The organism is Aeromonas sp. 601039 (genome assembly GCF_049174415.1).
Classification (GTDB): Bacteria; Pseudomonadota; Gammaproteobacteria; order Enterobacterales; family Aeromonadaceae; genus Aeromonas; species Aeromonas veronii_A.
Window position 1 is genome coordinate 1 of record NZ_JAAKTL010000047.1, and the last position, 1,497, is coordinate 1,497.

At 50.6% G+C, this 1,497-nt stretch carries 1 rRNA gene; it reads right to left on the reverse strand.

The features are described from left to right. Positions 1–1,343, reverse strand: a 23S ribosomal RNA gene (locus G5195_RS20115); the annotation flags it as partial. Positions 1,344–1,497: the final 154 nt, after the last annotated feature.

Sequence of the window (1,497 nt, forward strand, 5' to 3'; positions counted from 1 at the left end):
CCTTAGGGGTCGACTCACCCTGCCCCGATTAACGTTGGACAGGAACCCTTGGTCTTCCGGCGAGGAGGCTTTTCACCCCCTTTATCGTTACTTACGTCAGCATTCGCACTTCTGATATCTCCAGCATACCTCTCGATACACCTTCGCAGACTTACAGAACGCTCCCCTACCACTCACACATAAGTGTGAATCCGCGGCTTCGGTGCCTGGTTTGAGCCCCGTTACATCTTCCGCGCAGGCCGACTCGACTAGTGAGCTATTACGCTTTCTTTAAATGATGGCTGCTTCTAAGCCAACATCCTAGCTGTCTGAGCCTTCCCACATCGTTTCCCACTTAACCAGAACTTTGGGACCTTAGCCGGCGGTCTGGGTTGTTTCCCTCTTCACGACGGACGTTAGCACCCGCCGTGTGTCTCCCGGATATTACTTACTGGTATTCGGAGTTTGCATGGGGTTGGTAAGTCGGGATGACCCCCTAGCCCAAACAGTGCTCTACCCCCAGTAGTATTCGTCCGAGGCGCTACCTAAATAGCTTTCGGGGAGAACCAGCTATCTCCGAGTTTGATTGGCCTTTCACCCCCAGCCACAGGTCATCCCCTAACTTTGCAACGTTAGTGGGTTCGGTCCTCCAGTTGATGTTACTCAACCTTCAACCTGCCCATGGCTAGATCACCCGGTTTCGGGTCTACACCTTGCAACTAGACGCCCAGTTAAGACTCGGTTTCCCTACGGCTCCCCTATACGGTTAACCTCGCTACAAAATGTAAGTCGCTGACCCATTATACAAAAGGTACGCAGTCACCCCGAAGGGCTCCCACTGCTTGTACGTACACGGTTTCAGGTTCTATTTCACTCCCCTCACAGGGGTTCTTTTCGCCTTTCCCTCACGGTACTGGTTCACTATCGGTCAGTCAGGAGTATTTAGCCTTGGAGGATGGTCCCCCCATATTCAGACAGGATGTCACGTGTCCCGCCCTACTCGATTTCACATCAAGGTTGTTTTCGTGTACGGGGCTATCACCCTGTATCGCCGGCCTTTCCAGGACCGTTCCACTAACTTCCAAGATGCTTAAGGGCTAATCCCCGTTCGCTCGCCGCTACTGAGGGAATCTCGGTTGATTTCTTTTCCTCGGGGTACTTAGATGTTTCAGTTCTCCCGGTTCGCCTCTGTTACCTATGTATTCAGTAACAGATACCCGAGTTATCTCGGGTGGGTTTCCCCATTCGGAAATCTGTGAGTAATAGCGTCTCTTACCGACTTCTCACAGCTTATCGCAGGTTAGTACGTCCTTCATCGCCTCTGACTGCCAAGGCATCCACCATGTACGCTTAGTCACTTAACCATACAACCCCAAGAAGTGTCGTCGAAACGGCATTCAAGTTGCTGTACAACAAGGACCAAATAAAATTTGGTTTTCGCCAAGAAGTTTCCAAAGCACTTGTAACAAATGTTTGAGAACTACTTTTTAAATCAGCTTTCCAGATTGTTAAAGAGCA